The 7,539-nt window shown below is 46.5% G+C and carries 3 protein-coding genes; 2 read left to right on the top strand and 1 reads right to left on the bottom strand.

The window, feature by feature from the left end; genetic code table 11:
• Positions 1-291 precede the first annotated feature (291 nt).
• The gene (locus QUB12_RS35980; RefSeq protein WP_333141706.1) at positions 292-3,999 is read right to left on the bottom strand and encodes a WD40 domain-containing protein; all 3,708 of its coding nucleotides are present in this window, start codon (positions 3,997-3,999) and stop codon (positions 292-294) included.
• Between the two features lie 583 nt (positions 4,000-4,582).
• On the opposite strand from QUB12_RS35980, the gene QUB12_RS35975 reads away from it, so the two are divergent.
• Positions 4,583-5,296 carry a hypothetical protein gene (locus tag QUB12_RS35975; protein ID WP_333310899.1) on the top strand — a complete coding sequence of 238 codons (714 nt, stop codon included), beginning with the start codon at positions 4,583-4,585 and terminating at the stop codon, positions 5,294-5,296.
• An 87-nt stretch (positions 5,297-5,383) separates the two neighbouring features.
• Positions 5,384-7,315: a S8 family serine peptidase gene (locus QUB12_RS35970; protein WP_333310897.1), complete on the top strand. Its 1,932-nt coding sequence runs from the start codon at positions 5,384-5,386 to the stop codon at positions 7,313-7,315.
• Positions 7,316-7,539: the final 224 nt, after the last annotated feature.

Genomic DNA, 7,539 nt, shown 5'->3' with positions numbered 1-7,539 from the left:
GTCAGCTTGAACACCTTAGTTTGTTCGCGCCGCTTGCTGACACCTTGAGCGAGGCTATTTTGTAACTCGAATTCGCCCCGATCGAGCGCAGCGCCCAATTCGATAAACCTCGGAGTTTCTTCCTCAGTCTCGACAGTTTGCTCGACAACAGAACCGCTGCGCGTAGTCACAAGCGAGCTTAACGAAGAGAACCTCTCTTCGTTAAGATCCGAAGAAAGGCAATCGCAGAAGTTTCGAGTTATTTACATTCTGTTACATAAGCGGGTTTATTTACGCCTACCTACTGAAATTTCATAATTGGTTTTCTATCGCTCCTAACGCCTTTAATGTTGCTTTTTGAGGTTCCGTTAATCCGGTTACTCCAGTAATATTCATGCCTTCATATAACCGATCGGGACGGAGAATCTTGAGACATTCTCCTGTTTGAACATTCCACAATCGCAGGGTTTCATCATAGCTAGCACTGGCTAGAATCAGCGGACGATCTGAAGAAACGCCATCACAATGCGGTTGAAACGCAATAGAAATGACCGCTCCTGTGTGTCCTTGCAGCACTCGCAGGCACTGCCAAGTTGTTGTATCCCACAGGCGAATTGTGCGATCGGTACTGCTGCTTGCCATTAATCTACCGTCTGGGCTGAAAGCAATAGAACAAATCGAACTCGTATGTTCCTGCAAAGTAACGCAGCATTGACCTGTATTAATGTCCCACAACTTCAACAAATGGTCATCACCACCTGTTGCCAGCAAGTGCCCCTGGGGATGAAAGGCCGCTGTCCAGTTGCGACTGGTATGACCCTGCAAAGCCATACAACGCTCGCCAGTGTTTGCATTCCACACTCTGACTAACGGATCGTTACTCACGCTTGCTAGGAGATGAGCTTGCGGATGAAACGCGATTGCTAGTACATTCCAATGCCCCCCATCAAATAGGGTTTTAATCGTGGTTTCAGTAGTAATATCCCAGAACCGAATCATTGCATCGCCATGACCCATCACTAAAATATCGCTTTGAGGATGAAAGCCGATCGCTTGCACCCAATGGGTATGCTGGTAAACCGTCTTAAGACGACAGTCAAATGCAGTTTCTGAAGCTTGACTGAGAGTAGAAGGTTGAGCAATTACCTCAAACTCCCACAGGCATACCTTGCCACCCAAATCGGACGTAGCAAACCAGTTTTTTTGGGGATGAAACGCAGTACCCCAAACCTGTATAGTATGTTCTGCTATAACTTTCAAGCAGCGTCCAGTTGCTATATCCCAAATTCTTACTTGACCATTTTCACTGCCACTAACCAGTAGAGTTCCCTGGCTGTTGCAGGCGAGGGTTCTAAAAGCAATCATCTTTCCTTGCAAAGTTCTGGTACATTGCCCGATTGTTGTATCCCAAAATCTGATGGTTCCGTTAACGCTGCCACTGACAACGATCGAACTGTTCGAGAAACAGCCAATTGCGAAGACAGCATCTCCATCGCCTTGCGACAGAACTTTAAGACATCTTCTAGTCCGGACATCCCAGAGGCGAACGGTGCCATCGCTACTGCCACTTACCAAAATGCTGCTATCAGCAGTGTAGCCGATCGCATTTACAGGACCTTTGTGACCTTCCAAAGTATGGAGACAGTCCCCCGTTTCTAGATCCCAGATTTTGACTGAAGAATTTGCTCCACCCGTCGCCAGATGAGTACCGTCAGAATTAAAAGCAACTGACCACACCATATCTGTATGGACAAATGTCTGCAAACATTCTCCAGTCGAGACATCCCAGAGTCTGACTGTTAGTTCGGCCCCAGCACTCGCCAGTAGCCTGCTGTGAGGGTGAAATGCCAACCCAATACCTTGAGCCTGACTGCCTGAAAGCACCCTGAGACATTGCCCGGTTTGGACATCCCACAGTTCGATCGTATTGCCATCTTTACTGCAGGCAACTAGCTTACCGTCTGGGCTAAATATCGTTACTAGCACAGAATTACCAACGAACCAGCTTTGCAGGCATCTTCCTGTTGTGACATCCCACAACTTGACGAGATGATCGTAACCACCACTCACCAGCAATCGTCCGTCTGGGCTAAAATCCAAACCTTTCAAGACTAAAGAAGTGTGGGCTGCTAAGGTAAGCACTCGTTGACCTGTTGCCACCTGCCAAACACAAATCATGCCATCGTTACCGAGCTTTGCGACTAAGGTATTGTCTGGGCTGACGGCAACTGCATTGAGGCTGCCCAGTAATTCGGCAAAGACTGAGTTAATCAAATGGGTATCAGCTAAATTAACTTGTTTAAGCGACACTTGTCGCAAATCTGCTTGACGAATCGTTAAGCCAGAAAAATCATATCCACTCAGATCGGCGTGCAATTGAGATAGTAGATTGATTAAGTTACCAGCTCCATATCCCGATCGGAGGTGAGGTTCTCGTTTCAGGCGTTCTAGCATTGGCTGTAATTGTTGCGCGATCGCCTGTTGAGTGCCAAAATGACCCAACAGTTGAGCAATCAGAGGTTGCACGAGCGCTCGCAGTTGCGCCTCTCGAATGTAATCTTTTGCCTGCGCTTTTAACAGTGCGTAGGTTGATAATAATTGCGGTGCCTGCTGACAAATTTCATCACAAACAGTTTCGATCGACTTCTGTGTCATGTATTCCATGACAACAGGTTGCTGGGTAAATCCTTGAGTGCTGCATTCAATCAGCGATCGCCGCCGCAAGTATTCTAATGCTTCTAGCAGTTTGGCTTTAGAAAGCGCAGGGAAAAAATCATTTTGCAATTCCTGAGTTGTTACCCAGTCTCGATTAATAGCCAGCCAATACATTACCTGTTTTTCTATATCCGACAGACGATTGAATTGCCCATCAAGTAACAACCGAATTCCGTTAAAAACAGCAGTTTTTTCCTGTATAAACGCAGAAATATTGCCGTCAAATACTTCGCTAATCGAGGTGGCGACAATCTTTAAAGCCAGAGGATTTCCCCCATAAAGTTCATTAAGCTGTTGGCGATCGGCATCTGAACCGCTCAAAGACTTACTTGAGAAAATGCCATCGCTTTCTGCAGCGCTTAAACCGATCGTTTGCAGTACCCGCACTAGAGAGATTTCTCCTGCTAGAACCGCAACTTCGTCTGGTTTTTCACGACTGGTAAAGACTAAACAGCTTTGATGGCTGCTCTCGCCAACACGCTGCAACAATTGTCCGTAGCCTTCATACTGAGGTAAATAGTGCCCGGCTCGATCGCCGCTCTGCAAGATCGATTCGCCATTATCTAGAATCAGCAGACAGCGATGTTTTTGCAAGTATTGCAATAAACGAGAAGTTTGTTCGTAAGTCGATCGAGGCAGCTCAATGTCTTGTTGCTGGGAAAGTATTAGAATTAGGTCTTTGAGCAAGTCTTCTAGGGGAGGCGCGTTCCGCAGCGATCGCCACACAACAAACTCGAAGTGTTCTTGAATCTGCTGGGCCAGTTTTACTGACAGTGCGGTTTTGCCAATGCCACCCATCCCTAACAGGGCGACTAATCGACAGCGCTCCCGCACTATCCACTGGGTTAGCTTGCCTAATTCTTGAGTGCGTCCGTGAAAAATGGAGACATCGATCGCTTCTCCCCAATCACAAAGAGGATCCACATTGAGGCAGCCGATCGCAGTGGCTGGTGTTTGGGCAAGGCTAGCTTGATGGTCAGCAAGAACAGGAGCATTTTTTTGTTTTTCTGTGTCTTGTCCCTGTTGTTGTGCAATTATTTGTCCGGCCGCAAGGCGTTCTATACAAGCACGAAAGCTTTTCTTCGTTACAGATTCGCCAAAGGCAGTTGATAAACGTTGCCATAACTGGGGTGCAAAGGTACGGCTGAGGTAGCTGGCAGAGTAGTTAGTTGTCTGTGCGATCGCTTCGTAGGTTTGTCCCAACCACGCACCTCTAAGCAGCGCAATTTCCATAGCAGTCAGAGGATTGCCCGTGCGATTTTTCACCAGCCGATCGACCCATTCAAGTCCGTGTTCCAGCTCCATACTTTATCGATAAAAGTATTAATTGTTACAAAAATTACCTATCGAACAATATTTCCTTTGAAGCTTACCAAATAATTTACGAATTTCAGCTATTGACAGGAAACGGATTTTGTGAATTGCAATGCGGTTAAATTTTTTGGACTCTAACCGACTGCCAGAAGTTGGCTCAAACTCCTTTAAGTTCAACAGTTTGGCTGTGGCAGATACCCTGCACGAACTTGCTCTGTGGAAAATCGATCTGTAACGCGAAGTTTATCTATCGACATGAAAGCCTGAATTCGAGATGCTGGTACACATGATGCAAACAACACCTTGCATTAGATTGAGAATAAATCGAATTAGAAATCAGCCAGTCCCAAAAATTATCGTATCCTATCGTGTAGGCGCGAGCGACCGCAATAACTATGCTTCGTATTCTGGACTTTAACCCGCACTATCCTGCTGCATAAAGTCCGCACTACAAACAGTTTTTGTTATGGTAATCGATCGGACACGAGCTCGGTTATCTGCTTGCTAAAACTTGCCGATAATTGCAAATATTTGTGAGGCTAAACCGATGAAATTACAAAAATCAATCCTAACAATGAAAGCAAAATTTGTTTCTACAGTCATGGGAATTTCACTGTTAAGCGTACCGGTGCTGTCTGATATTACCAATGCCCAAACCCCATCACCCGCCCTGCAAACCGGATTGCAATTTCAAGCATCTGAGGAATTCAATGTCGGTGCAGTAACTACTTTATCTGTCACTACAACTTACCAAGTAGACTCAGGCAAGTGTGTCGGTCAGTTCTACCACCCTAATATGGAGACTCACAGCCGCACCCACGAAGAGCTAGTCTTCGGGAGAGCAGCCTTCATTTCCCAAACTACGCCACCCGCTCCAGGGTTGCGCGTTACTATCAGAAATGTCACCCCCGGGATCGATCGCAACCCTTCTCCTTATACCGATCGCGGATACGATAAAGCTCCAATGTCGCAAGGATTTAAAGTGTCTTTTGACATCACACACAAGGGTAGCTATTTAGCCGTACAACCTGGCAATAATGACTTTTCCTATGAGATAAAACGCGGTAATACCATCATTGAATCCGGGACTTTTACCGCCAGAATCGATCGGAGAAATCAAAGCATCACCCGCAACGAAAATTTCAGTTGGAACATGGGCTTTGGCTTAAATGACGACAAAAAGCGGTGTCAACAACAGCCTGCTTCCCAGCAGAATGGCTTCCCAATGCCGCCCCTCGATTGGCCGCCTAACATCCCAAGAGATTTGTTTAGGGATATGAAGCCGTAATTAAACGACTAAAAAGCACATGCACCGACAGCACCTAAGTGATGTCTAGTTTGGCGTGAAAAAATTTTGGAATTTGGCATAACTTCTATGAACATCGATCCTGTAAATATCAACTTATCTACTTTCCTCGATCGCCACAATCTGCTGCTAGCCAGTAACATGAAAAGCCAGATCGCGCTGCCCAACAATTTCAACGATTTGATGGCAAGATTCAACCATGTCAGCGATGCAATAAACAATCAAAGTGGCGATCGCATCAATGGACTTAGCGATAATGACATCCTGTTGGGCGATGTCGGCAACGATACGATTTGGGGGAATGCTGGCAGCGATTTGCTCGCGGGCGACGCGGGGCTAGATGTATTAATCGGCGGGACTGAGAGCGATATCTTCGTGTTGGAAGCCCAGGAAGGAACTGATATTCTCACTGACTTTAATCTTAACGATCGCGATCGGCTCGGTTTAGCTGCGGGGTTAACCCTTGATGAATTAATCGTTTATCAAGGCACAGGCGACAACAGCGAAAGTACATTAATTAGCACTAAGACTGGGGATTTACTAGCAATTCTGAAAAACACCAATGCCAGCGCGATCGACAATTCAGCCTTCCTCACTTTAAAACCTCCTGGATCTGTAACCAGCCTCGGCGATCGGGCCATGCGATCGGATGTAGCGCGCGATCGGTTTAGAGTAGACGGCACCGGCGTTAAAATCGGGGTGTTATCTGATAGTTTCAACAAACTGGGTGGAGCCGCCAAAGATATTGAAAGCGGCGACTTGCCTGCAACAGTCAAGGTGTTATCAGAATTTGACCATAAGTCCCTCGCACCGATGGATGAAGGCAGAGCTTTGCTGCAAATTATTCACGATATTGCTCCAGGAGCTGAATTGTTATTTCACACAGCCTCTGCAGTCGGTGAGTTTAACAGCGCTCTAGAATTCGCCAAAGCAAATGAAAGGGTTATAGCTGACGGAATTCATGCCCTGGCAGCACGGGGAGCGCAAATCATTGTAGATGATGTCAGGGTTCTATCTGAACCGATGTTCCAAGATGGCATCATTGCCCGAGCGATCGAAGAAGTAGTCAAACAGGGAGTTTCCTATTTTACTTCAGCAGGTAATTCTGCTCGCCATAGCTATCAAAGTGCTTTCAACTCGGCTGGATTTGTGCCAGGTTTCGGAGAACTTCATGACTTCGATCCGGGGCCTGGGGTAGATATCTATCAAAACATCACGCTAAAGACAGGTGATTCCTTCGACCTCTCACTGCAATGGGACTCACCTATGGCTAATTCAACTAACGATCTTGACATTTACCTGCTCGACAGCACCAAACAAAAAATATTAGGCAGCCGCACATTGTCAAATGTGGGAGGAGATCCGATCGAGTTTTTTAAATTCTCCAATGATGGTTCCTTTGGCTCCAATTTATTCAATCTCATGATTGCCAAGCGATCGGGTGCTGCTCCCGGTTTAATGAAGTATATAGCGGGCGGTTCCGCTACCTTCAAAATCAACAATTACAACACCAATAGTTCAACTGTATATGGCAATGCGAATGCCAGAGGAGTCGCAGCAGTCGGGGCTGCCTCTTATTTTCTCACTCCTGAATACGGTGTAAATCCTGCAATATTGGAAAAGTTTTCTTCGGCTGGTGGCACTCCTATTTTGTTTGATGAAAAGGGCGATCGTCTATCTAAACCTGAGTTGCGCCCGCAGCCGAGTTTCGTCGCTCCCAACAATACCAATACGACGTTCTTTGGCAACGATATTCTGGAAGATGCTGACAGTTTCCCCAATTTCGCGGGCACATCTGCAGCGGTTCCTCATGCGGCGGCAGTTGCGGCTTTGATGCTGCAAGCAAATCCCTACTTAAGCCCAGCGGACATTAATAGAGTCCTAGCGCAAACGGCTTTGGATATGGACGATCCAAACACGCCCGGTTTTGATGTTGGATTTGACCTTGCCAGTGGATATGGTTTGATTCAAGCCGATCGGGCGATCGAGCTAATTAGTTAAAAGTGTTCGGTTGTAGGCATTAGGTAATAGCTATGAGGTGATAGAGTTCGGTTGTAGGTGTTAGGTTTGAGGTGTGAGGCTATTTTCGCAAGTTGCCGAAATTAGCATTTCATATCATCCCATCAGCGTTTATCCGCGTTTATCCGCTAAGGAATGAGAATTAAATAACTTAGAATTTTGATGGTTCTTGTGGGATGGGCGTCCCGCCCGTCCAGAAAGGGCGG

This window comes from Microcoleus sp. B7-D4, assembly GCF_036705125.1.
In the GTDB taxonomy this organism is placed as follows: Bacteria; Cyanobacteriota; Cyanobacteriia; order Cyanobacteriales; family Microcoleaceae; genus Microcoleus.
Note: the sequence above shows the minus strand (reverse complement) of the source record. Positions and strands in the feature narration are given on the sequence as shown.